The 20858-nt window shown below is 62.7% G+C and carries 23 protein-coding genes; 8 read left to right on the top strand and 15 right to left on the bottom strand.

The window, feature by feature from the left end:
• Positions 1-46: 46 nt before the first annotated feature.
• From ACYG9Y_RS05370 to ACYG9Y_RS05385, 4 genes are all read right to left on the bottom strand, one after another.
• On the bottom strand, positions 47-373 hold the full coding sequence (locus ACYG9Y_RS05370; RefSeq protein ID WP_023739572.1) for a low affinity iron permease family protein: 327 nt from the start codon (positions 371-373) through the stop codon (positions 47-49).
• Positions 374-483: 110 nt separating this feature from the next.
• The gene (locus ACYG9Y_RS05375) at positions 484-966 is read right to left on the bottom strand and encodes a DUF2269 family protein (protein ID WP_023681104.1); all 483 of its coding nucleotides are present in this window, start codon (positions 964-966) and stop codon (positions 484-486) included.
• Complete coding sequence (locus tag ACYG9Y_RS05380) at positions 966-2252, bottom strand: SDR family oxidoreductase (RefSeq protein ID WP_023739571.1); 1287 nt, start codon at positions 2250-2252, stop codon at positions 966-968. Before ACYG9Y_RS05380 ends, ACYG9Y_RS05375 begins: the two co-directional genes overlap by 1 nt.
• 165 nt (positions 2253-2417) lie before the next feature.
• Positions 2418-3374 (bottom strand): NAD(P)/FAD-dependent oxidoreductase, encoded by a 957-nt coding sequence (locus tag ACYG9Y_RS05385; protein ID WP_031253265.1) that lies wholly within the window; start codon positions 3372-3374, stop codon positions 2418-2420.
• A 188-nt stretch (positions 3375-3562) separates the two neighbouring features.
• Here ACYG9Y_RS05385 and ACYG9Y_RS05390 point away from each other — a divergent pair, with 188 nt between their 5' ends.
• The 8 genes from ACYG9Y_RS05390 to ACYG9Y_RS05425 all read left to right on the top strand — a co-directional run bounded on the left by ACYG9Y_RS05390 (position 3563) and on the right by ACYG9Y_RS05425 (position 10192).
• Entirely contained in the window at positions 3563-3904 is a 342-nt protein-coding gene (locus ACYG9Y_RS05390) for a DUF768 domain-containing protein (protein ID WP_023667997.1), read from the top strand.
• A 157-nt stretch (positions 3905-4061) separates the two neighbouring features.
• The gene (locus tag ACYG9Y_RS05395; protein WP_031253266.1) at positions 4062-5096 is read left to right on the top strand and encodes an ABC transporter substrate-binding protein; all 1035 of its coding nucleotides are present in this window, start codon (positions 4062-4064) and stop codon (positions 5094-5096) included.
• Positions 4990-5874: an ABC transporter permease gene (locus ACYG9Y_RS05400; protein WP_245260469.1), complete on the top strand. Its 885-nt coding sequence runs from the start codon at positions 4990-4992 to the stop codon at positions 5872-5874. The genes ACYG9Y_RS05395 and ACYG9Y_RS05400 overlap by 107 nt, the downstream gene beginning before the upstream one ends.
• Entirely contained in the window at positions 5874-6545 is a 672-nt protein-coding gene (locus tag ACYG9Y_RS05405; protein ID WP_023714661.1) for an ABC transporter ATP-binding protein, read from the top strand. The genes ACYG9Y_RS05400 and ACYG9Y_RS05405 overlap by 1 nt, the downstream gene beginning before the upstream one ends.
• Entirely contained in the window at positions 6542-7717 is a 1176-nt protein-coding gene (locus tag ACYG9Y_RS05410; protein WP_023739566.1) for a type 1 periplasmic-binding domain-containing protein, read from the top strand. The genes ACYG9Y_RS05405 and ACYG9Y_RS05410 overlap by 4 nt, the downstream gene beginning before the upstream one ends.
• Positions 7705-8667 (top strand): PQQ-dependent catabolism-associated beta-propeller protein, encoded by a 963-nt coding sequence (locus tag ACYG9Y_RS05415; RefSeq protein WP_023739565.1) that lies wholly within the window; start codon positions 7705-7707, stop codon positions 8665-8667. The genes ACYG9Y_RS05410 and ACYG9Y_RS05415 overlap by 13 nt, the downstream gene beginning before the upstream one ends.
• On the top strand, positions 8664-9389 hold the full coding sequence (locus tag ACYG9Y_RS05420) for an ATP-binding cassette domain-containing protein (protein WP_023739564.1): 726 nt from the start codon (positions 8664-8666) through the stop codon (positions 9387-9389). Before ACYG9Y_RS05415 ends, ACYG9Y_RS05420 begins: the two co-directional genes overlap by 4 nt.
• A complete protein-coding gene (locus ACYG9Y_RS05425; RefSeq protein WP_023713344.1) occupies positions 9386-10192 on the top strand; it encodes an ABC transporter permease in 807 nt (268 codons plus the stop codon). Before ACYG9Y_RS05420 ends, ACYG9Y_RS05425 begins: the two co-directional genes overlap by 4 nt.
• A gap of 1 nt (position 10193) precedes the next feature.
• Here the strand turns inward: ACYG9Y_RS05425 and ACYG9Y_RS05430 are convergent, their stop codons facing one another.
• The 11 genes from ACYG9Y_RS05430 to ACYG9Y_RS05480 form a co-directional block, all read right to left on the bottom strand.
• Complete coding sequence (locus tag ACYG9Y_RS05430; protein ID WP_023668005.1) at positions 10194-10610, bottom strand: c-type cytochrome; 417 nt, start codon at positions 10608-10610, stop codon at positions 10194-10196.
• Complete coding sequence (locus ACYG9Y_RS05435; RefSeq protein ID WP_023668006.1) at positions 10591-11469, bottom strand: cytochrome c oxidase assembly protein; 879 nt, start codon at positions 11467-11469, stop codon at positions 10591-10593. Before ACYG9Y_RS05435 ends, ACYG9Y_RS05430 begins: the two co-directional genes overlap by 20 nt.
• Positions 11466-11807 (bottom strand): hypothetical protein, encoded by a 342-nt coding sequence (locus tag ACYG9Y_RS05440; RefSeq protein WP_023681115.1) that lies wholly within the window; start codon positions 11805-11807, stop codon positions 11466-11468. The genes ACYG9Y_RS05435 and ACYG9Y_RS05440 overlap by 4 nt, the downstream gene beginning before the upstream one ends.
• The gene (locus tag ACYG9Y_RS05445) at positions 11807-12412 is read right to left on the bottom strand and encodes a cytochrome c oxidase subunit 3 (RefSeq protein WP_023681116.1); all 606 of its coding nucleotides are present in this window, start codon (positions 12410-12412) and stop codon (positions 11807-11809) included. Before ACYG9Y_RS05445 ends, ACYG9Y_RS05440 begins: the two co-directional genes overlap by 1 nt.
• On the bottom strand, positions 12409-14379 hold the full coding sequence (gene ctaD, locus ACYG9Y_RS05450) for a cytochrome c oxidase subunit I (RefSeq protein ID WP_023725519.1): 1971 nt from the start codon (positions 14377-14379) through the stop codon (positions 12409-12411). The genes ACYG9Y_RS05445 and ctaD overlap by 4 nt, the downstream gene beginning before the upstream one ends.
• Complete coding sequence (coxB, locus tag ACYG9Y_RS05455; protein WP_023681118.1) at positions 14376-15389, bottom strand: cytochrome c oxidase subunit II; 1014 nt, start codon at positions 15387-15389, stop codon at positions 14376-14378. Before coxB ends, ctaD begins: the two co-directional genes overlap by 4 nt.
• A complete protein-coding gene (locus ACYG9Y_RS05460; RefSeq protein ID WP_023681119.1) occupies positions 15386-15919 on the bottom strand; it encodes a c-type cytochrome in 534 nt (177 codons plus the stop codon). The genes coxB and ACYG9Y_RS05460 overlap by 4 nt, the downstream gene beginning before the upstream one ends.
• Positions 15916-16707 (bottom strand): substrate-binding domain-containing protein, encoded by a 792-nt coding sequence (locus tag ACYG9Y_RS05465; RefSeq protein WP_023668012.1) that lies wholly within the window; start codon positions 16705-16707, stop codon positions 15916-15918. The genes ACYG9Y_RS05460 and ACYG9Y_RS05465 overlap by 4 nt, the downstream gene beginning before the upstream one ends.
• Before the next feature lie 58 nt (positions 16708-16765).
• Positions 16766-18643: a methanol/ethanol family PQQ-dependent dehydrogenase gene (locus ACYG9Y_RS05470; RefSeq protein ID WP_023681121.1), complete on the bottom strand. Its 1878-nt coding sequence runs from the start codon at positions 18641-18643 to the stop codon at positions 16766-16768.
• Positions 18640-19422: a heme-binding protein gene (locus ACYG9Y_RS05475; RefSeq protein ID WP_023712209.1), complete on the bottom strand. Its 783-nt coding sequence runs from the start codon at positions 19420-19422 to the stop codon at positions 18640-18642. The genes ACYG9Y_RS05470 and ACYG9Y_RS05475 overlap by 4 nt, the downstream gene beginning before the upstream one ends.
• A gap of 273 nt (positions 19423-19695) precedes the next feature.
• Entirely contained in the window at positions 19696-20745 is a 1050-nt protein-coding gene (locus ACYG9Y_RS05480) for a chemotaxis protein CheB (RefSeq protein ID WP_023681123.1), read from the bottom strand.
• Between the last annotated feature and the right edge of the window lie 113 nt (positions 20746-20858).

The raw sequence follows: 20858 nt of genomic DNA on the forward strand, positions 1-20858 counted from the left end.
CTGGAAACCCTCTACTCGCCCTGCCGTGAAACCAAAACGCCGCTCATCAGTCGTCCTGCTGCCTGCGGTGGCGGTGTTTTTCGATTTCCTCGGGCTCTTCACCGTCGATCCGCGTGATGTTCGAGGCATTGTGGTCTGATCGCAGGATCTCATCCAGTTTGGCGTGAATGGCCTGAGTGTCGCGGTGCTCGGCTCGCTGGATGAACAGCGTCATGGCCCACGTAAACAAGGTAGCCGCTCCATGCCAGTCCAGGGTCTGTCGCTCGAAGATCATCCAAAGGATTGCGTAGACCAACAGGATCAGGAATGCCGCGGGGCGGGAGGTTAATGTGCCGATTGAAGTAAGCACGCCGGTGACGGGATGATTGGCCATGCGAAGGAACTCGCGGCAGTGACCGTGGTTCCCGACCGCAGTGCATCGCGCCGGCACGAGCCAGCTAGGCGCGACGGATGAATTCACGGCGCAGTGCTTACCGATCGCAGCTACAACGATGACCACTCGATTGCCGGGCGCGCAATCATCAGCCAGAAAATGGCGAGCACGGCGCCGAAAGCTGGGAAGCCGAAGACAAACCAGCGTCTGAACAGCTGATGGTAGCGCTCGGGAGGAGGTTGGTTGGAGAGTGCGGCCTGTGTGGCTAGATTTCGCATCTCGATCTGCATCCACACGACAGGCAGCCAGAACAGGCCCGTTAAGATGTAGAGCAGGATCGAGAGAACGATCCATCCTTCGGACAGCGAATACCCCGCAACCCTAGCGAGGCCCAGTCCGGTCAGAGGTTGTGCGACAACGGCCGTAGCCGTGAACAGGAAATCAGCCAGCACGACAATGCGGGCGACGGCTGCGATCGTCGCGGCATTCCCGGTCCGGTGTGCCAAAAGCATGAAAAAAGCAATGCCGGCACCAGTTCCGAGCAGCACAGCAGCGCCGATCACGTGCAGGTATTTAAGCACGAAGTACATCATCAGCGTTCCTCCAGAATGGCCAGCGCTGCAAAATGCAGAACGAGGATCGGGAGGATTTTGATCAGCGGCCCGAGTGGCTCAAGCCAAAGATCCGGCCGCAGAATGCTCCCAGCGGTCGCATAGAAAAGCGATACCGCGATTGCGCCGAAAAGACCAAGCCGGCTGGTTGGGCGCCAGGCGATAAGCGCCCCGACGGCGATGTCAGCCAGCGCGCCGGCGACTACCGCCGGTTCGGCCAAGGGGCCGGCAGCAGTGCCAATCAGCAAGTCAACTCCGCTGCGCCAGCCGGCGGTGAGGGAAATGATGCCGGTCATGATCCAGAAGAGCGGCAAGACGACAAAGAGCGCCGGCTTGACGAAGTAAAGACCGGCGAACCATCGCTCCTGCACGGTCGCAGGATTTAAACGCAGTGCAGATGTAAGACTTGATGGTTGAATGCCGGTCGCCGTCATCCACGGCTGGGGATCGCCGACAGCGCCACGGGCAATCTCTTTTGCTGCATTGCTGCGCATCGGCGGGCGCCAGCCCAGCTGAGCCGCGGCATCCCCGAACCTGTACAAGATAGCTGCGGCCCAATTCGGCAAGATGAACTCCCGAGCACTGCTCCATCCGAACCAGCGGCGATAGCGACCCACGACCTCGCTCATCGAAAGTGCCTCGGGCCCAGCCAGGTCCAGCGTGAGGTGCGATGGGCTGCCGGGTTGGAGGAAGAACAGGACGGTGGAGATGACGTCATCGAGTTGGACGACTTGGAGACGGCCCGTGTCGGGCATCAACGGCAAGAGCGGCAAAGCCGCGAGGCCGCGAAACAGTGCACTTGCGCCGAAGGCCGGCCTTCCCAGCACTACGGAGGGGCGCAGGATGACCCAGCTAAGGCTACGTGCCATCAGTGCTTCATCGCCAGCGAGCTTGCTGGCGGAAAAGGCGGACGGCTGCTGGCGATCGACCCCGATGGCAGAAAAGTGGATCACCTTGTTCACACCTGCTTGCTCACACGCGGTGAAGAGAGCCGAGGCGCCGGTAGAATGGACATGCCGGGTGTTTTCCCGGGCACTATCCTGCAGGACGCCGGCACAGTTTACGACGGCGTCCACACCGGCGAGATAGGGGGTCCAGTCCTGAGGTCGCAAGGCCCGCGCCATATCCAGGGAAACGGTTTGGATCTCCGGGTGGACGCCAGTGTCTGCGTGGTGAAGCACGCGGACCACTTCATGACTCTCGCCGGTCAGGCGCGCGCAAAGCGCGGCTCCAATCAGACCTGACGCGCCGGTGACGAGAATTTTCATTCCTTCCTCCAGCCGTTCGCCAGCGCGTGCCCGTCCATCAACCCAGCGGCTGCGCCTGGGAGAACTCTAGCAAAGCCGAAGCCGGTAGTCTCACGCCGGGTGGAACGGGTTCCGGGCATCAACGCAGCCAAAGGTGAGCCGGTACGGTGCGTTCGCATCTGCAGGTCAACTTCGCCGGAAGTTCGTCGCCGGCTCGGCGCAATCGCGGAGGTCGTTATGAATGTGAGTTGCAGCCTTGGCGGCGTCTCCGAACGCAACAGCAATTTGATTGAGCCCCTCGGCCACGTCGCCAATGGCATAGAGTCCTGGCGTTGAAGTCTCAAGGTGTCGGTTGACCAGGACATAGCCTTCTGCGTCACAGTTAGCCCCCAGAGCAACCGCGAGTTCGGAGCGTACGTCGCTACCCATCGAAGGGTACACCACATCGATGTTGCGCATCGGGGCGCCCTCGGCCATGACGACATCGAACCCGGTTCGTCGAGGGATCAGGTCATCGACAGCGTCCCAGATTTCAACTCCGCCTGCCAAGGCGGCGCCGCGGGCAGCTTCGGAAACATCATCCTGGTTATTGGCGAGCAAGGCGACCTGACTGCCATATCCCTTCAGGAACAGAGCCTCCCTGACGGCGAGATGCTCCGGACCAACAACGCCGATGCGGCTACCCCGGGCCTCATATGCATCGCAAACCGGGCACAGTCTGACAATGCCGGTTGCGATCGCCTCCTCCAGTCTTTCAATGGGAGGTGCCTTGTCCACAATGCCCGTTGCCAGAATCACGCGCCTTGCTTGGACAATCCCGCAGGTGGTCGTCAGGACAAAAAAACCCTCGCGTTTTTCGGCGTGGCCTACGCAACCATGGACAAGGCTCGCGCCGTATAGCTGTGCCTGGGCTCGTAGGCGGCCGAGCAGTTCTTCCCCGCTGATGCCGTGGGGGAAACCGGGACAGTTGCGGGATTTTGGGATGAGCTTGGCACGCGCATGCCCCGCGTCGAGCGAGATCACCGAACGCAGAAACCTGGCTAAATACATGGCTGCAGCGAGCCCCGCGGGGCCGCCGCCGACGATGGCAACGTCAAAAACTTGTTCGCCCGAAAAACTTGGTTCGCCCGAAAAGCTTGGCATAGGGCCTAACTTCAACTCAACAAGCTTGTTCCACAGGGTCGAAATGGACGCAATCAGGATGCACACTGCGCGATAAGAGTGAACTCCAATCGAGTCGTGAAGAGAAAGGCCACTGCCTCATCAAGCCTGCAAAAACCTCGTGGCTCCCAACGCTGTGAGTACAGCGCCACTGGGAAAGTGAACGCATCATGGAACTTCGGCTCATCGTCGCGCTTAGTTTGGCGAAAGGGTGGTCTGAGATGAGCGCGACCAGAGAGTTTTTTCAAAACTGGCTACAGGAGAATGTCGGCACACTTCCTGGTCGAGAGGAAGTCAGCGTCGCGGTGCTCGCTCAGCAATTCGAGCAAGATGCCGAGGTGGCTGGTTATGGGCGTGAAGTAAGGGAGGACGAACTCGGAAACATCGAAGATGCTATCGTGCAAGCGATCGAGAACGCCGGGTCCGGGGTGCAGAGCCCGAGCTCCGAAAAGAGCGATCCGGCACCTGTAATGGACGCGTTGGAGGTCGATGATGCCAAGAGCGGACCGTAGCCCCTGACACCTTCTTCTGTTCGCCTGAACAAGCCCCCCGGGCTGCTATACGAGCTGAAAAACGGACCTTAGGTGCTTTCCCGTTAGTTCCATGCACCATTGAGGAACATTCCTGCCGCTACGGCGTTAGGAAAGTTCCTTCACACCCGGTGCGCCCGTGCTGACTGCTACCCTTCCAGGCGAATGGCTGACCCGGCATGATCAGGGTCACATCTCGCGGCGGGCCGCTCTTGCGGGTATTTGTTGCTGGCTATTGGGTGCTTCCGCAGAAGCCGCGCCACAGCCATCGCCGCTCGTGCGATTTGGCGTGCTGGGATTTGGCACCGCCGCCTGGGAAGTTGACGTCATGCGGCGACATGCGTTGGACACTGTTCACGGCGTATCAATCGAGGCTCAGCGGCTTGCCGGTACCGAAGCCGGTAAGACCGCATTGCTGGCGGGCAGCGTCGACGTCATCGTTTCGGACTGGGTGTGGGTCATGCGCCAGCGCAGCGAAGGCGCTGATCTGGTCTTCTATCCCTATTCTCGTGCCGTCGGCGCGCTGGAACTGCCGCAAGGCTCGCCCATTCGAACTCTTGCGGACCTCAAGGGCAAAAGGCTGGGGATCGCAGGTGGTCCGCTGGACAAAAGCTGGATCCTATTGCGCGCGCTCGGCCTCCGTCAGGTGAAGCGCGATCTTGCTGAAGAGGTGGAGCCAGTGTTCGGCGCGCCGCCTTTGTTGGAGCAGGAATTTCTGGCGGGGCGACTGGATGCACTGCTGACGTTCTGGAATTTCGCCGCCCGTCTCGAGTCAGAGGGGGCAAGGCCTCTGCTCAGTGTCGCGCAAATCCTGCAGGGGCTTGGCGTATCCGTGGACTTGCCGATGCTCGGCTACGTCTTCCATGAAAGCTGGGCGCGGGCCAACCCGATAGCCCTCGCGCGATTCACGAGCGCGACCGCGGCAGCGAAGTCGCTGCTCGAGTCTTCGGACGACGAATGGCGGGTGCTCGCGCCCCTATTGGGCACGGACGATCCTCACCTACAGGCGGCGTTACGCGCCGCCTATCGAGCCGGAATCCCTCGTCGGTTCGGCAAAGACGAACGTGATGGCGCGGCCCGGTTGTTTGCAATCCTGGCCGAATTGGGCGGCGAGGATCTGGTCGGCAAGGCGACGAGCCTCGATCCTGGTGTCTTCCGGGCCATACCGGCTTGAGCTCGCGCCAATGACCGATGTCCCAGCGTTCCCCATCACAATGCAGCGTTGTCAATCCACTGCGGCATTGCTGACCATGGTGCTCGTCTGGCAGATTGCATCATCAATCGCCGCCGATCGGCTGTTTCCTGGTCCGGTCCAGGTTGTTTCGGTTCTCCTGCACGAAGCGGTTCGGGGCGAGCTGCCATACCATTTGGGCATCTCGCTTGCGCGCGTCGTGGCAAGCCTCGGGTCGGCAATCGTCATCGGCGCGGCCCTTGGCTACGCGGCAGGCCGCTCGCACAGAGCCGACATATGGATGAGGCCTTGGATCGTGTTACTCCTCAACATGCCGGCGCTGATCACGGTCATTCTAATTTATATCTGGCTTGGTCTTGCCGAGACTGCGCTTGTCCTTGCGGTCGCGCTCAACAAGATCCCCAATGTCGTGGTGACTATTCGTGAAGGCGCCAGCCGGCTGGACAAGGACTTTGCCGAAATGGCTGAGCTCTATCGCTTCGGGCGTGCTGCAAAGCTGCAGCATGTCGTGCTGCCGCAATTGGCGCCGTTCTTTCTCGTCACCCTGCGCAGCGGGCTGGCATTGACGTGGAAGATCGTGTTGCTCGCCGAACTGCTCGGCCGCTCCAACGGCGTCGGGTTCCAGCTACAGGTCTATTTTCAGAACTTCGACGTCACCCACATCCTTGCCTATGCGATCAGCTTCGGCGTTGTGATGCTTGCCATAGAGTATGGACTGCTTGTGCCGTTGGAACGTCGTCTGTTCGCCTGGCGACGCTGATGCTGAGGATCAGGATCGAGGACAAGACTTTCCCCGGTGATGACGGACAGCGCCGGACGATCTTTCGCGCGCTGTCGCTTGATATAGCCGACGGACAGGTCTGCGTCCTGACCGGCCCTTCCGGTGTCGGCAAGTCGACGCTGCTGTCGATCGTTTCGGGCGTCGACCGCGAATTTCGCGGCAGCGTGAGCGGACGACCGCTTCCGATAGGCATGCTGTTCCAGACACCGAGGCTGCTGCCCTGGCTCACCGCCTTGCGCAATGTAGAGATGGCCATCCCGGATCGCGCGCCCGATGCGGCCCGGTGGCTTGCCGCTGTCGGCCTGAAAGGCAATGAGAAGAGCTATCCGCAGCGACTCTCGGGCGGCATGGCGCGGCGCGTAGCGCTTGCCCGGGCGCTCGCCGTGGAGCCTGCGCTCCTGCTCCTCGACGAGCCATTCGCTTCACTCGACGAGGCGACCGCGCAAGACATGCGCCGCCTGCTGCAGGATTGTTTCGCCAGTCGGCGGACTACCACGCTGCTGGTTACGCATGATCTCGCATATGCCTCGTCGCTGGGTGATCGGGTTATTGTTCTGGAGGGATCGCCGGCCCGCATCGTGCGCGATGTCGCAATCTCTCGTGGCGATGAAGCGGGATCGTCGCGCTTTGGGCTGGGGGCGACACAATGAGACTGTTGCTGGGCCTTCTCTTTCTTTTGCTGATCACCGGCCCTGGCGCCACCGAGCAACAGACGATGGTGATCGGGTATATCGGCCAGGAGCGCAAACCGGCTCTGCCCCTTGGACCCCTTGATGAAACCGTCACCGACGACGGCCTGCAAGGCGCACGGCTCGGCATTGCCGACGACGAAAGCACCGGCCGGTTTCTTGGGCAGAAATTTCGGCTGGAGGAAAGGTTATTGAAACCAACCGAAACGCCGGACGACGCGGTAAGACAATTCGCCGATGCCGGCATCGCCTTTGTCGTCGCCGATCTCGACGCCAGTCAGCTTCTACAGGCCAGTGCCGCGCCCGGTGCCGAGCAGATGACGTTGCTCAACAGCCGGGCGCCGGACGACGTGCTTCGCCAGCAGGACTGCCGTGGGAACGTCCTGCACACGATCCCGAGCCGCGCCATGCTCGCCGACGGGCTGGCGCAATATCTCGCCTGGAAGCGCTGGCAGCGTTGGTTCCTGCTTGTGGGGCCGCATTCGCAGGATCAGGCGATGGCTGCGGCCTTTCGACGGGCGGCGGCTCGCTTCGGAGCCGAGATCAAGATCGACCAGCCGTGGACATTCAGGCCCGCCAACGGACGTGCCGATACAGGGCATGTCACGCTGCAGACCGAAATACCGGCGGTCACGCAGGTCAGCGACTATGATGTGCTCGTGGTCGCCGACGAGGCGGATGAATTCGGCGCCTATCTGGAGGGCCGCACTGCGCTGCCGAGAATCGTCGCCGGTACGCAAGGGCTTGTCGCCACAGGCTGGAGCGCTGTCAGCGAGGAATGGGGCGCCACGCAACTGCAGGACCGTTTCCACAGGCAGGCAGGGCGCTGGATGTTGCCCAGCGACTACGCGGCCTGGCTCGCTGTGCGCAGTATCGGCGAAGCGGCGACGCGCCTGCACAGTCTCGATCCCGCGGCAATCGGCAGATATATACGCGGCGACGCGTTTCTTCTCGCTGGCTTCAAGGGGCAGGGGCTTAGTTTCCGTCCCTGGGACGGACAGATGCGCCAGCCCATTTTGATCGCCGGGCCTCGCCTCTTGATTTCCAGCTCACCGCAACCGGGTTTCCTGCATCAGCGCACGCAGCTCGACACGCTGGGCATCGACCTGGAGGAGAGCACATGCAAGTTCTGATGACGCTGTTGTTGGCGGCGTTCGCTCTTGCTGCTCCCGCCGCCGCCGAGACCATCTACGTTTCCAATGAGCAGGATAATACCGTCGCGGTCGTCGACGGCGTGACAATGACTTTGCTGGCGACGATCGATGTCGGCCGCCGTCCGCGCGGGCTGGCACTGTCGATCGACAACAAGATGCTGTTCGTCGCGGAAGGCGACGACAACCGCATCGACGTGGTCGACGTCGCGAAGCGGCGGGTCGTCGGGGAATTGCCTTCGGGAGCCGATCCGGAATTCTTCGCAGTCCATCCCGATGGCAAGCGGCTGTTCGTCGCCAACGAGAATGACAATCTGGTGTCGGTGGTGGACATCGCCGCGGCCAAGGTCATCGGCACCGTGGATGTCGGCGTCGAACCGGAAGGAATGGCGGCCAGCGCCGACGGCCGCTATGTCGCCTGCACTTCGGAGACCACCAGCATGGTGCATCTGATCGACGCAGGCACGCTTGAACTCGTCGACAATCTGCTGGTCGATACCCGGCCGCGCGCGGCTTTATTCTCGCCGGACGGTAAGCAATTCTGGGTGTCCTCGGAGATCCGGGGCACCGTCACCGTCTTCGACACGGCAACGCGCGCGCAGACCGGCAAAGTCGAGTTCGAGGTGCCGGGTATACGACGCGAGGGCGTGCAGGCGGTCGGCATGGCGACGTCCCGCGATGGCACGACCGTCTATGTGGCGCTCGGCCCCGCCAACAGGATTGCGGAAGTCGATGTGAAAACGCTGGCGGTCCGTCGGCTCTACCTTGTTGGTCAACGACCCTGGCACGTTGCGCTCTCCGGCGACCAGAAGCGCCTGGTCAGCGCAAACGGGAATTCCGGCGATATTTCGTTTATCGATCTGGAAAACCAGGAGGTGGTGAAATCGCTGCCGGTAGGGCGGGGGCCGTGGGGCGTCGTGATCGGGCCATGAACGCCTTGTCGGTCGAGAATCTGGGCCATAGTTTCGGAAACCGGCGGGTTCTCGACGGCGTCTCTTTCTCTGTGGCCCAAGGCAGGATGTGCATCTTGCTAGGCCGCAACGGCGCCGGCAAGACGACGTTGTTCTCGCTGATCACCGGTCTTTATCACGCCCGCTCCGGCTCGGTGCATTTCTTCGACCAGGCGATGGATGTCAACCCGTCCGCCGCGTTGGCGCAGATGGGCGTCGTCTTCCAGTTGCCGACCCTCGATCTCGATCTGACAGCCGGCGAGAACCTGCGTTACCACGCGGCCTTGCATGGGCTTAGCCAGGCCTTGAGCAAGGAGCGCTCCATCCACGAACTCGGCCGGCTGGACGTGCTGGACAGGATCGACGATCCTGCCCGAGCGCTTTCCGGGGGGCAGCGTCGCCGTGTCGAGATCGCACGCGCTCTGATGCATAGCCCACGCCTTTTGCTGCTGGATGAGCCGACCACCGGGCTCGACGTGCCGGGCCGCCGCGCGCTCGAGCGGCACGTGCGGGAGCTTTGCCGCGAGCGCGGCATTGCCGTCCTGTGGGCAACACATTTTCTGGAAGAACTAACGGCGGATGACGATGTGGTGGTGCTGCATCGAGGCACAATGCGGTGGGCCGGCCGCGCCGATCGTCTGGCTGCCGATCTCGGTGTAGCGAGCACGGGCGAGGCCTTCGCGTCGCTGACGGAGTCCGAATGAAAACGTCTCACGCGGTGCGCGCGCTCAACGGCATCCTGCGCAGGGAGATGCTGCGCACGTTGCGGCAACGCGGTCGGCTGCTCTCGGCGATGGTGCGGCCGCTGGTCTGGCTGGCAATCTTTGCCGCTGGCTTCCGCTCCGTTCTCGGTCTGTCGATCACGCCACCCTACCAGACCTATGTTCTCTATGACGTGTATGTGGTGCCCGGGCTAGCGGCCATGATGCTGCTCTTCCATGCCATGGCGAGTTCGCTGGCCATGGTCTACGATCGCGAGATGGGCAGCATGCGCTTGTTGCTGACCGCACCATTGCCGCGCTGGTACCTGCTTGCGGCGCGCCTGCTGGCCAGCGTGATCGTCGGCGTGCCGCTGGTCTATTTGTTTCTGTTGATCGCGCGTTTCTGGGATGTGCGGCCGCCCGTTCTCGGCTACGTCGCGGTATTTCCGGCGCTCGTGCTGGCGGGCCTCATGCTTGGCGCGTTCGGACTGCTTGTCTCCTCGGTTTCGACACAGATGGAGAACTTTGCCGGTGTCATGAATTTCGTCATCTTTCCGGTGTTCTTTGCCTCGACGGCGCTCTATCCGCTGTGGCGGCTTGCCGAGGCGGGACCGGTGCTGGCAACAATCGCCGCCTGGAACCCGTTCAGCTCGGCGGTCGAGCTGATACGCTTCGCGCTCTATCTGCGGTTCGATCCTGTCGCGGCGGTTGTGGTCCTTGGCTGCCTCATCGCCTTCTTCCTCGCGGCGGTCATCGGCTATGACCCCGGCCGCGGCTTGTGGTCCCGGCGCGGCGGCGAGGGATGAATTACTTCAACGCGTAGAGATAAGCGGCGATGTCCCGCGCCTGTTGCTCGGTGATCCTCGTCGACGGCATGGCCGTGTGCCGATTGACTTCCCTCGCCGAGCGTATCCAGCGGACCATGTTCTCCGGATTGTTTGCCAGCAGGCCACCGATAAAGACCCTGTCGGCAAGGCCACCGTCCAGGCGGGGTCCGACCTGGCCTTGCGCACCCGGCACGCCGGGTATCGTATGGCAGCCGGAGCAGCCATTCGCCGTCATGATTGGAATGGCGCGAGCGCCTACGCCCCCGGTCGCCGCATCCGACTCGTGCCGGACGCGCTCGCGCCGGTCGGACCACAAGGTCGCCGCTGCCACAGCCGCGGTCAGCAGCAGGATTGCGGCAAGGGCGCCCCCGATCAGCCTAACCAGGTCGGAACGCATGTGTTGCCTCCCTGGTTGCGCTGCTGCTTATCCAGAGGCCGGCGAGCAGCAAGGCGGCGCCGCCATAGATCAAGCCGGCCGGAACCCACATTACCAATCCGGCGAGCTGCTGGTCCTCGATCGCGGTCAGTCCCCACAATGCCGCGCCGGCGCCATTCTCCGGATACCAGAGTTTGGGCGACATCAGCAGCAGGACACCGAGCAGGCCGGTATGAAGCGAGGTGAAGAAAAGATGCATGACGGAGTTGCCATAGGTCTGCTGCCGACCGGGGCGCGGTAGGAGCGCCCACCAGAACAGCAAGGCTGTGCCGAGGAAGCTCGCATGCTGGGCATAATGGAGAAAGCCCTGCTGGAGCGCTGCCTGGAACAACGCCGGAATGTGCCAGATCCAGATGGCGACGCCGTGAATGATCGTCGCGTTGAGGGGGCGGATCACCAGGGCCCAAACCGATTGCAGCGTCTTTGCGCGCGTGAGCTTGCCCGTTCCGCGGCGAAGTGCGGCCGGCAAGGACCAGAGCAGGACTGCGCCTGGGCAAGCGGCGACAAGGAGGGGCGCCGCCACCGCCATCAGCAGTTCATGCTCGATCATATGGGCGGCAAACACCCGCTCGCCGAGCGCATGGATGGGGCTGACCAGTGCTGCCGTCAGCACGCCCCAACCGGCGGCGAAAAACAACGCCTGCCGCATCCGCTCGGGACGGCCTCGGCTGCTGCGGCGCCACAACCGAGTCGCTCCGATGGTATAAAGGAAGGCAATCGCGGCCAGCGGAAACGTGATGGGAAATGCGAGCGTCCATCCGGCCTCGGGCGCGCCGGCGCCGTAGCAGATCGAGGTCGAGAAGAACGCGTCGAAGCTCATCGCAGGCACTCGTCGAGAATGAGAGCCGCGCTGCCTTGCATGATGATGACGAGGGCAAACAGCAATGCCGCAAGCATGCCGAGATCGGCGACGAACTGCTCGGTGCTGCGCGTGCGCTCAGGCTTGAAGGCGGCGCCGCCCTGCCGCTTCGCCCGCCATGACAAGGCACCGCCGAGCAGCGAAAGCACGGCGAGCACCAGTGCCACGGGAAGCACCACCGGCACCTGGCGGTTGCACTGCCATGGTACGAGTGCGTAGTTCAGCTGCGTCGAGATTGCCCAAGCCATCGGCCCCGACAGAAGACCACCCCAGGACGTTCCCATTTTCAACGCACGCATCAGCCTAGCCTCGGCATCCAGTAGATGAGCAGATAGATCGGGATCCAGGTCAGCACCACGAAATCCCAATAGAAGACATTATCGCCGACATCGCCGAAGCGCCGGCCGCTATAGCCATGGCGTGTGAACATCAGCACCGTCAAAACGATGGTGTCGCCGACATCGGTGATCAGGTGTGTGGTGTGCAGCCCGAGCAGCACCCAGAGCATCGAGCCATAGGCGTTCGTGTCCCAGTAGATGTTCAGCGCCGGGAATTCGAACCAGCGCACGACAAGCGGGGCCAGACCGAGCAGCGACATCACCACCAGCCCGATCCGGACCGGTACGATCGCGCATTGCTTGGCATGGCCGTGGAGGATGTGATTCGGCACCACGCTGATGATAAACAGGATGGTGACGATCGTTCCGGGCCAATGATTGGGGTGCGGGGCGCTTAGACGCCAGTTGGGCCACAAAGTGGCGAGATAGAGATAAGCGCCGGCGGCCAACGCAAAGCCCATGCCTTCCAGCGCCATGAAGCCGAGCGTTCCCCACCAAGTCGGGCTGCGCGGACCATGTCCAAAGGTTGGGAGGTCCGAAAGATCCAAGCTGGGACGCTCACTCATCCCTCATCCTCCGGGTCGTCCTTGGGCCAGAACCAGCCGATCAAGGTGATGGCGATCGGCGCGGCGCCCCAGACGATCGCCCAGGGCGTGAAGATCGAATAGACAAACGTACCGCCGACGGCGATTGCCGCCAGCAGCGGCCAGATCGACGGTGTCGCCGATTTCTCGCGAATGTCGGGGTGGGCTTCCGCCACGGTTGAGATCAATAGCTCACGGACATCGACGCGGAGTCCGGTCGCCACAGGCATCGCCTCCCGTTCGGCCCAGAGCGGCTCGACATGTGTGACAATCGGTATCCGCGCGAAATTATAGCTTGGCGGCGGCGAAGACGTCGCCCATTCGAGCGTACCGGCATCCCAGGGATTGTTTCCGGCCAGTGCGCCCTTCAACGCGCCGTGTACAAGATTGAAAGTGAACAGTACGAAGCTGAGGAAAAAGAGCACCGCGCCGGCGCTGATGAACAGGTTGATGTTGCCCCAGCCAAGCTCGGCCGGATAGGTGTAGACCCTTCGTGGCATGCCCCAGAGCCCGACGAGATGCATTGGAAAAAAAGCCGCGTTGAAGCCGATGAAAGCCAGCCAGAAATGCCAGCGCCCGAGACGCTCGCTCATCATGCGGCCGCTGATCTTGGGGAACCAGAAATAGGCCGCGCCCAGCAGCGGGAAGACCGAACCGCCGATCAGCACGTAATGGAAATGGGCGACGACGAAATAAGTGTCGTGCACCTGGAGGTCCAGCGGCACCGAAGCGAGCATGACGCCGGTGAGGCCGCCGATGACGAAGATGAAAAAGAAGCCGAACACGAACAGCAGCGGCGTGCGGATCACCGGCCTGCCGTCCCACAAGGTCGCCAGCCAGCAGAAGATCTGAACGCCATTGGGGATGGCGATCAGCATGCTCGACGCGGTGAAGAAGCTGGCGCCGAGCTTGGGTAGCCCCGTCGCGAACATGTGATGGACCCAGAGGCCGAACGAAAGGAAACCGACGGCGATCAGCGACAAGACCAGCCCGAGATGCCCGAACACGGGACGCCGGGCGAAGACCGGGATGATCGCGGAGACCATGCCCGTCGCCGGCAGGAAGATGATGTAGACCTCGGGATGGCCAAAGAACCAGAACAGATGCTGGAAGAGCAGTGCGTCGCCGCCCTCGGCGGGGTTGAAGATATGTGTGCCGACCAGCCGGTCGAGGATCAGGAAGGTCGAGGTGATCATCACCGCGGGCATGGCGAAGACGACGACGAAGGAGGTAACCAGCATTGCCCAGACGTAGAGCGGAATCCTGTCCAGCGACATGCCGGGGGCTCGCTGCTTGAACACGGTGACGATGGTTGCCACCGCGACGGCCAGGGAGGATACTTCTGTATAAGTGATCATCTGGGCCCAGACGTCGGCCCGCTTGCCCGGCGCGAATTCGGGGCCTGACAGCGGCACATAAGCAAACCAGCCGACGTCGGGCGCCATGTTGAGCGCGAAAGACACCCAGGCGAATATGCCGCCCGAAACATAGATCCAGTAGCTGAACGCGTTCAGGCGGGGAAAGGCGATGTTGCGGCTGCCGACCATCAGCGGGACGAGATAGATGCCTGTCGCCTGCACGATGGGCACGGCGAACAGGAACATCATGGTCACACCATGCATCGTGAACAGCTGGTTGTAGAGGTCCGGGCCGATCAGACCGCGCTGCGGCCCTGAGAGCTGGATGCGCATGGCGACAGCGTTGAGCCCGCCCAGGCACAGAAACACGAAGGCGGTGATCAGATAGCGCCGTGCGACGACCTTGTGGTCGACGCTCGACAGCGCGCCGATGATGCCGGGGGGCGTGCGCCATGTCCGCGCCAGCCAGCGATCCAGGCTGGCATCGTCCATGCCGGTGTCGCGCGGTCCGTCATGCTCGGGTGCGACGTCGCCTGTGGCGGGCGTTTCGCGCGGCAGGTCGCGTTCGCTTGTGAGATCCGCGCTGCTCATTTAAGCGCCTCGAGATAGGCGACCATGGCGTTGAGTTCGTCGCCGCTGAGCTCCACCACCGGCATGTGGGATCCGGGCTTGATGCCCTGTGGGTCGGCTATCCAGGCGGCGAGATTGCCGCGGCTCATGGTCAATGTCCCGGCGGCAAGCGTCTGCCGGCTGGCTATATGGGTGAGGTCGGGGGCGACCGTTCCTCCGGCAGGCGTGCCGCCTATTCTGTGACACATCACGCAAGGGCGCTTCAGAAACAGATCCTGGCCGGCCTTGGCCTCGTCCCCCGTCGGAGTAGCTGCCGGCTGCAACTGGTCGTTCCACCAGGCGTCGAACTTCGCACGCGGCTCGGCGATGATGAAGGTACCCATGTTTGCGTGCTGCGCCCCGCAGAACTCGGCGCATTGACCTCGGTAAACACCAGGCTTGTCGGCCTTGAGGTCGAGCACGTTCATGTGGCCGGGAATGAGGTCGAGCTTGCCCGAAAGGCTCGGAATCCAGAAGGAATGGATGACGTCGGTCGAGGTCAGAAGAAGCTTCACCGGTTCCCCGGCGGGGATATGGATCTCGTTCGCCGTGGTCAGGATGCGGCTTGGCGTGGCATCCTCATAGCGCACCTCCCACCACCATTGATGGCCGGTGACCCGAATGGTCAGCGCGGCATCCGAGCCGATCGCGGCGAGCGTCCTGTTGGCGAAGAAGCTCAGCAAGGTCAGTCCGATCAGGACAATGGCGGTCAACCCGACGGCGGTCATCACCGCGCGCAGCTTCCGGTCGTCGGCGCCGGCCTCGATCGCGAGCGGCTCCGCCTGCGCGCGCGACCCCATCATCAAAGGCACGACAAGGGCGATCATCACCAGCACCCACACCACGGCGCAGAGCGCGGTGAAGAACCAGATCAGCCATGCCAGTTCGCTCGCCGCGGGACCTTTCGGGTCGAGGGCGGATTGCCAGCCCGCGCATCCCTGGAGCAACAGAGCCCCGGCGGTGGCGAACGCCATCGAGACGAGACGTTTCACGGCGACTTCCCCAGCGTGGCCGCGTCGGGCATGCGGTTTTCCGAAGGATGCGCCATCATGTCGTCATTGCGTTGCGGCGCGGCGGAAGACGGCGCGTTGCCGCTCAGCGAGCGCACGAAAGCCGCAAGCTCCCAGATCTGGTCGTCGGGAATCTTGTCGCGGAAGCTCGGCATGCCGTTTGGCCGACCGTCGCGGATCGTGGCATGGATGCTTTCGATCGAGCTGCCATAGAGCCACTTTTGGTCCATCAGGGCCGGCCCCATGCCGCCGCCGCCATTGGCGTGGCATCCCGAACAGTTGAACCAGCCGAAAAGCCGTTTCCCTTCGCTCATGTGGAAGGCGTTGGCCTCGAAGCTCGCCGCCTTGTTGTCGCTGGCGGGGGGCCGCTGTCCGCCGGGCTCCAGCGTGGTCACAGGCGTCGGCTGCTCGCCCGATCCGAGCGCCGATTGCGGGCGCGTGTCACGTTCCTCGCGCTGGCAGGCAGCGAGCGCCAGGACTGGAAACAGGAGCATGGCCACCGCGGCTCTCATCGCACCGGGCTCCCCGGGGCATCGAGGCGCGGCACGCCATACTGTGACAGCAAGGCATCTATCTCGACCTTGTGCCTGGACAGGGCGCCATTGACATCGCCGCGCAGCGCATCGTCTTCGCGGCGGACGCCCATCGAGATGTCGTAGATCATCGGCAGTTGCGGTCCGTCGATGCGGGGCGCAACCGGCGTGATGCGGAGCGGCACCTTCTGCCTGGCGGCGAAGTAGCCGGCGAGGGGGCCCCAGACCACGGCAAGGTCGATCTCGCCACTCGCCACCGCTTCGACGATGCGCGCCGGCGGGTTGGGGGCGGAATAATCGCCATAGACCGGATAGCCAACGAGGTGCCCGACGATACCTCGGCGGCCAAGCGCCTGGACCGGAGGCGAATTGGCGCCATCGTCGCCGATGAGCTGAACACCGATCCGCATGTCGCGCAGCCGCGGATCATTGAACGATGCTACGTCGGGGCCGTCCCTGCGGGTGACGAAGACATAAGACGATCGGTAGTAGGGCGTGGTGGTGCGCAGCATTTCGAGGTTGCTCGGCGTGCCCGGCACGAGATCGCATAGACCGGCCTTCAGCGTGTTTCGGATGAAGCCGCGGCGCTGCGCCCACCAGGTATAGGTCAGCTTCGCGCCGAGATCGGACGCAACGATTTCGGCGATCCTGTTCTCGAAGCCCTGACCGGCCGCGTTGGAGAACGGCATGTTGTTCGGATCGGCGCAGACCCTCAGCTCACGTGCGTCGGCTGTGGCCGTCAAGAACACGAAGGCGATGGCGGCCATGCCGATCACCAGCCGTTGACACGCCTTTCGCGCCGGACCTACGGTCAAGTACAATCCATCAAGGCAGCCGGAACACATAAAGCGTGCCTCCCGAGGTTGTCGCGTTCTTCAGATCCTTCATGGCATTGACGAAACCGAGCGCGGCGGTGGCGTCACGCGGGTCAAGATCGCCCGATACAATGGCGCCGGCCCAGCCGCCGACGCCTGAGAGGATGGCGACATATTGGTGCCCGTCGGGACCGCGATAGGTGATGGGCTGGCCGATGATCCCGGACGAGGTCTTGAACTGCCAAAGCAGGTCTCCGGTCTTGGCGCTAACCGCCTTGAACCAGCCTTCCATCGTGCCATAGAACACAACGTCGCCGGCGGTCACTACCGCGCCGCTCCACACCGGGAAATTCTCCTTGAGGCTCCAGGCGGGTTTCTCCGCGGCGATGTCCCAGGCGGTGAAGGCGCCGCGATTACCGCCAGGCCCTGGTATCATGCGGACGTTCATGCCCACATAGGGCGTGCCGGCGATGTAGTTCACCTCGACGCCTTCTTCATCCATGCACAGATTGTTGTGCGGGATGTAGAGCAGGCCGGTCTTCGGCGAGAACGCGGAAGGCTGCCAGTCCTTGAGGCCCGACGCCGTCGGACAGATATCGCGAACGACCTTGCCGGTGCCGGTCTTCTTGTCCGGGTTTACGATCAGCCGACCGGTTTTCAGATCCACACCTTTGCTGGAGTTGACCGGACCAAACGGTTTTGCCGACAGCACCTCGCCGGTTGTCCGGTCGAGGATGTAGAGATAGCCGTTGCGCTCCGGCCGGATCAGCACCTTGCGCGGCTTGCCCTGCCAGGTCATGTCGAGCAGGATCTGCTCGTTGATGCCGTCATAATCGTGGAGGTCGTGCGGGCTCCACTGATAGAACCATTTCGCCGCGCCGGTGTCGGGATCGCGCGCGAAAATGCCAGACGTCCACTTGTTGTCGCCCGGCCGCAAATCCGGATTCCATGGTCCGGGATTGCCGGTGCCGTGGAAGATCAGGTTCAGATCGGGATCATAGGAAATCCAGCCCCACATGTTGCCGCCGCCGATCTTCCAGGCTTCCGGCGGCCACGTCGTGACGCCAAGATCCTTGCCTTTGTCCATGTCGTAGTGCGGCTTGAAGTCCGATCCGATCAGCACGTCCTTGTCCGGCCCGGTGCTATAGGCGATCCAGACGACATGACCGTCGCCGGCGTCGAGCGCCTTTACCCAGCCGCGAACGCCCATCTCGCCGCCGGAATTGCCGACCAGCACTTTGCCCTTCACCACAAGCGGCGCCATGGTGATGGTCTCGCCGATGTTGATGTTGCCGACATGAGTGTTCCAGATCGGCTTGCCCGTGTTCGCATCAAGGGCAATCGTGTGGCCGTCCAGCGTATTGAAAAAGATGCGCCCGTCGGCGAATGCCACCCCTCGGTTGACGACGTCGCAGCAGGCCACCCCCTGTGCCGCCGGCTCGGGATTGGGTTCGTACTTCCACTTCATCGGGGCGCCGGGCTTGGAGAGATCGAGCGCATAGACGAAGTTGGGAAAGGGCGTCACGATATACATGGTGTTGCCGACGACCAGCGGCGCTGCTTCCTGGCCCTTGTTCACGCCTGTCGAGAACGTGAACGCGACCTGCAGGTTCTTGACGTTGCCTTCGTTGATCTCGGAGAGTTCGCTGAAGCGCGTCGACGCGTAGTTCTTGGCCGGCATCGTCCATTGGCCGTCATCGGGTGGCGAGGCTGCGGCTGGCGGTACGATCGCTGGTGTTTTAGGTGGCTCGGACGCAGCGCCCAAAAGCGGCAGGCAGGCGAGCAGCGTCACCAGAAGGATAGCGCCAAAGGAATTCCCGGCAGCCAATTTGCGGGTATGGCGTTCTACGTCAACGCGCGTCAATGCCAACTGGGGCATAGCTTTCATTTATTGATCGAGCCTCCCACGCCGGCGCCGAGTTCGGCCGCGATGTCGGCCTCCGTTCCGGCACAAAGCGGATGGCCCCAGCCCGAAGCGCTTTTGCCGCCGGGGTCCAGATCGTAGACAATGGCATCCTTGCGATTTGGATTGACGCCTGCCGGGACCTTGTCGAAGCCGAGCGCCGCGCGGATACGCCAAGCGACATTGTGATCGGCGCATGAGGAATCGCCTGAAACGCCGAGGCCGCCGACAATGCTCTTGCCGTCGTAGAGGGCAAGTCCGCCGCCAAACACCACGACGCCTCCGATCGGCTTGCCGACGAGCGGGTCGCCGGCGCTTCCGAACGTTTTGGGATCGCCCGTATAGGCCGCGGCCTGGTTGACGGGATTGGTCTCCTGCAGGCCAAATAGCGGTCCGCCGGGCTGCACCCCCGCATAGAGATTGGCCGTCGAGAGGGCCATCTGAGCCAGGCTGAGACCGTTGGCCGTGTTGGCTTTCTCCGCTGCTATGAGCCGACTTCCCGGCCATTGCGAGTCGGGGGTGGGGCCGCTGAACGCAATCGCGCAGACAGTGCCGTCACGGGCAACGATGGCTGCCCATTCGTTGGTTTCAAAGCCGCCATTGGCTGGTCCGCCGCTTGCCTTCACGTTGGCTTTGAGGGCTGCAAGCAGCTTATCGTGATCGGCCGGACAGGGTTCCTGCGCCATGGCCTCGTGCCCGTGGAACAGGCCACCCATCAGCAACAGCAGGCCAAAAAGAGGTACGAAAAGCTGCGAGCGATACATTGTCCTGGCATTCGTTTACAAAACAAGGACCACCCAGGCAGACCGCAGAATGCGAGGATACGTCCAATGGGTCAGTGCCTAACTCGCGTAATGCTTCTATGTTCCTGCTTTGCATAAAATTCGTGCAGTTGGATTTGGGTGCAGGTGTTCAATCAAAGCATGGGACCTGGATACCCGTGGCCACAGGCCAAGCGGTGAGGCAACGCGGCTGATCCAGGAAAATGCGATCGGAAGGACGCAGACGCACCCGCCCTGACAAACGCTGTTGCCTTGTCACGGCGTTCGACGATGGATGATCTCTTCAATAAGTTTCGCGTCGGCTTCGTACTCCGCGGCCCGCGCAGCCATTTGGCTGGCCAGGCTGTGTCTTTCCCGCGCGGCTTCGCGTTTTGCCGTACGTTTCGCCAACTCAGCCCGCTGCTGGTGCGCTCTTAAAAGGCTCCAAAGAGCCTGTTCCGCATCGTCAGCCTGGGCCTGCATTAAAACGTCCGCTCCGAACGCATGTCCGGTGTGGCAGCGGTAACGGGTAATCGGCCCGTCTTCTATCTCCCATAGGGGGCCATGACATTCGGGGCAGACAAATGTCGAGGGGGCGCCAAGCTGGCCTTCGGTCAGTTCCATTGTGCTGTGCTCCTGAGCTGCAATCGCTGCCTCAAGGCGGATGCCGGACGGGATTTCTGGTGTCGGTCCTGCGATTTCGGAAGCAAGCCTGTGCAACAGGCCAGCCATTTCGGACAGAGGGACGCAATGGTCGATTTCCACATTCTGCAAGGCGCTCAGCGGCATGTCGGGTACCGCAGCGTCGCCGGGGTCCTGGACTACGCTGACGCCTCCGCACATCTTGATTGCGTGCAGGCCGGCGGTGCCGTCGGAGAGGCTGCCTGTGAGCACGACGCCGATCACGCTGCCGCCAAAGCTGCAGGCCGCCGATCGAAACAGGGGGTCGATGGCGGGGCGCGCCAGGTTCTCGCGCGGCCCGCGCCGCAGCAGCATATGATCGTCATGTAACAGAAGGTGAGCTCCGGGCGGTGCAACGAAGATGTGCCCGTTTTTAACCTTCATGCCGTTGGAGGCATTTGCAACGGGCATGTTGGCAGCGCGACCGAGAATGTCGCCGAGGTAACTCGTGGGACCAACGTGCTGTACGACGAGGAGAGCCGCCGGGATGTCCGGCGAAAGATCGCGGACAAGTCTCTTCAGCGCGTCGACGCCGCCGGCCGATGCTCCGATTGTCACGATGCACCGGTTCTCGCAACCGTCGGGACGGACCTTATCCGGCTGGCCCGCACGCTCCGAATCTGATCGTGGTGCGGCGGTGGCCATGGTTGCTTCACCCACATTCAGCACAGATGTCGATGCGAGCGCTCCGGCCAGTCCGTTGCTGGTCGGATGCCCTGCCTTCGTCGGTGTTAGCTTCCGGCCGCATCGCGGAACAT

It is taken from the genome of Mesorhizobium sp. W050 (genome assembly GCF_054719535.1).

Coding starts and splice junctions, on each gene's coding strand:
- ACYG9Y_RS05370 (WP_023739572.1), bottom strand. CDS start 373: ATGGCCAATCATCCCGTCACCGGCGTGCTTACTTCAATCGGCACATTA.
- ACYG9Y_RS05375 (WP_023681104.1), bottom strand. CDS start 966: ATGATGTACTTCGTGCTTAAATACCTGCACGTGATCGGCGCTGCTGTG.
- ACYG9Y_RS05380 (WP_023739571.1), bottom strand. CDS start 2,252: ATGAAAATTCTCGTCACCGGCGCGTCAGGTCTGATTGGAGCCGCGCTT.
- ACYG9Y_RS05385 (WP_031253265.1), bottom strand. CDS start 3,374: ATGCCAAGCTTTTCGGGCGAACCAAGTTTTTCGGGCGAACAAGTTTTT.
- ACYG9Y_RS05390 (WP_023667997.1), top strand. CDS start 3,563: ATGGAACTTCGGCTCATCGTCGCGCTTAGTTTGGCGAAAGGGTGGTCT.
- ACYG9Y_RS05400 (WP_245260469.1), top strand. CDS start 4,990: ATGGCGCGGCCCGGTTGTTTGCAATCCTGGCCGAATTGGGCGGCGAGG.
- ACYG9Y_RS05405 (WP_023714661.1), top strand. CDS start 5,874: ATGCTGAGGATCAGGATCGAGGACAAGACTTTCCCCGGTGATGACGGA.
- ACYG9Y_RS05410 (WP_023739566.1), top strand. CDS start 6,542: ATGAGACTGTTGCTGGGCCTTCTCTTTCTTTTGCTGATCACCGGCCCT.
- ACYG9Y_RS05415 (WP_023739565.1), top strand. CDS start 7,705: ATGCAAGTTCTGATGACGCTGTTGTTGGCGGCGTTCGCTCTTGCTGCT.
- ACYG9Y_RS05420 (WP_023739564.1), top strand. CDS start 8,664: ATGAACGCCTTGTCGGTCGAGAATCTGGGCCATAGTTTCGGAAACCGG.
- ACYG9Y_RS05425 (WP_023713344.1), top strand. CDS start 9,386: ATGAAAACGTCTCACGCGGTGCGCGCGCTCAACGGCATCCTGCGCAGG.
- ACYG9Y_RS05430 (WP_023668005.1), bottom strand. CDS start 10,610: ATGCGTTCCGACCTGGTTAGGCTGATCGGGGGCGCCCTTGCCGCAATC.
- ACYG9Y_RS05435 (WP_023668006.1), bottom strand. CDS start 11,469: ATGAGCTTCGACGCGTTCTTCTCGACCTCGATCTGCTACGGCGCCGGC.
- ACYG9Y_RS05440 (WP_023681115.1), bottom strand. CDS start 11,807: ATGCGTGCGTTGAAAATGGGAACGTCCTGGGGTGGTCTTCTGTCGGGG.
- ACYG9Y_RS05445 (WP_023681116.1), bottom strand. CDS start 12,412: ATGAGTGAGCGTCCCAGCTTGGATCTTTCGGACCTCCCAACCTTTGGA.
- ctaD (WP_023725519.1), bottom strand. CDS start 14,379: ATGAGCAGCGCGGATCTCACAAGCGAACGCGACCTGCCGCGCGAAACG.
- ACYG9Y_RS05460 (WP_023681119.1), bottom strand. CDS start 15,919: ATGAGAGCCGCGGTGGCCATGCTCCTGTTTCCAGTCCTGGCGCTCGCT.
- ACYG9Y_RS05465 (WP_023668012.1), bottom strand. CDS start 16,707: ATGGCCGCCATCGCCTTCGTGTTCTTGACGGCCACAGCCGACGCACGT.
- ACYG9Y_RS05470 (WP_023681121.1), bottom strand. CDS start 18,643: ATGAAAGCTATGCCCCAGTTGGCATTGACGCGCGTTGACGTAGAACGC.
- ACYG9Y_RS05475 (WP_023712209.1), bottom strand. CDS start 19,422: ATGTATCGCTCGCAGCTTTTCGTACCTCTTTTTGGCCTGCTGTTGCTG.
- ACYG9Y_RS05480 (WP_023681123.1), bottom strand. CDS start 20,745: ATGGCCACCGCCGCACCACGATCAGATTCGGAGCGTGCGGGCCAGCCG.